This window comes from Streptomyces pathocidini (genome assembly GCF_001418495.1).
Taxonomy (GTDB): domain Bacteria; phylum Actinomycetota; class Actinomycetes; order Streptomycetales; family Streptomycetaceae; genus Streptomyces; species Streptomyces pathocidini.
The window spans coordinates 1-1,107 of record NZ_LIQY01000279.1 but is presented as its reverse complement, the minus strand read 5'-3'; the positions used below and the strand labels follow the sequence as shown (position 1 = coordinate 1,107).

The window sequence follows — 1,107 nt, the reverse complement described above, 5'->3', positions numbered from 1 at the left end:
AGCGCGACGAAGGCGGAGGTGAGGAAGAGGTACGAGCCGAGGCCCACGGCGAGGGGGAAGATGAACTGCATCGCCGTGGCCCCGGGCAGCGCGTCGGCCGAGGACTCGACGTGCACGCTCACCGCGAGCATCCCGGTGTAGTGCATGCTGCTGACCGCCGCGCCCATGACGAGCGAGGCGACGGCGACCGCGACCGGCGACTCGATGTTGAGCGCCGCCCACAGCGCGGCGCTCGCCGCGACGACCGCGATGGCGACCGACAGCACGACCAGCCACAGGTCGTAGCGGACGGTGCCGTGGAGGCGGAGGGCGGCCATGCCGATGTAGTGCATGCTGGCCACGCCGAGCCCCGTGGTGAGCCCGCCGACGGCGAGCGCACGCGCGCGGTTGCGCCCGTAGCCGACCGCGAAGACCCCGACGCCGACCATCGCCATCGCGACGAGCAGGCTGAGGACGGTGAGGGGCACGTTGTAGCGGATCTCGGTGCCGGTGACAGCGAAGCCGAGCATCGCGACGAAGTGCATGGTCCAGATGCCGGTGCCGATGGCGGAGGCCGCGGTGATGAGCCAGTTGCGGCGCGCACGGCCCGTCGTGGCCAGGGCTCGCACGGTGCAGCGCAGGCCGAGCGCGGCGCCGATGCAGGCCATCACGTACGACAATACGGGGGTGAGCCACCCGAAGGCGGCGTGGTCCAGGTGTCCCATGACCCAGGGACGCTAGCCCCGGGGAGGGCGTACGCCGGGGGCGCCTTTCGGAACTGATCGGAATATGACACCGACATGATCCCGAACGATCGAACGAGCTCGAACGTGTACACCGTACGTTTGTTTCAACGCCTAGCTCAAACCCCCCTGTTCGAGACCCGTCCACTGGGCCCGGCGCGAGGGATCATGGCCCCATGGACTCGGATCACTCGGACCACGCCCACGTACGGGAGTTCTTCGCCGCCCGCGCCGACGGGTGGGACGCCCGCTTCCCCGACGACGGCCCGGCCTACGCCTCCGCGGTGGCCGAACTGGGCCTGCGGCCGGGCGAGAAGGTACTCGACGCCGGGTGCGGCACCGGCCGGGCGCTTCCCCCGCTGCGCGAGGCGGTGGGCCCGGGCGG

General features: G+C 71.4%; 1 protein-coding gene and 1 pseudogene. One reads left to right on the top strand and one right to left on the bottom strand.

The annotated features are described in order from the left end of the window. The coding region (locus AOK16_RS14875) for an MHYT domain-containing protein (RefSeq protein ID WP_055472735.1) at positions 1-704 on the bottom strand (704 nt) is incomplete at its 3' end. Positions 705-898: 194 nt separating this feature from the next. On the opposite strand from AOK16_RS14875, the pseudogene AOK16_RS14870 reads away from it, so the two are divergent. After that, positions 899-1,107: pseudogene (locus AOK16_RS14870) on the top strand (SAM-dependent methyltransferase); the annotation flags it as partial.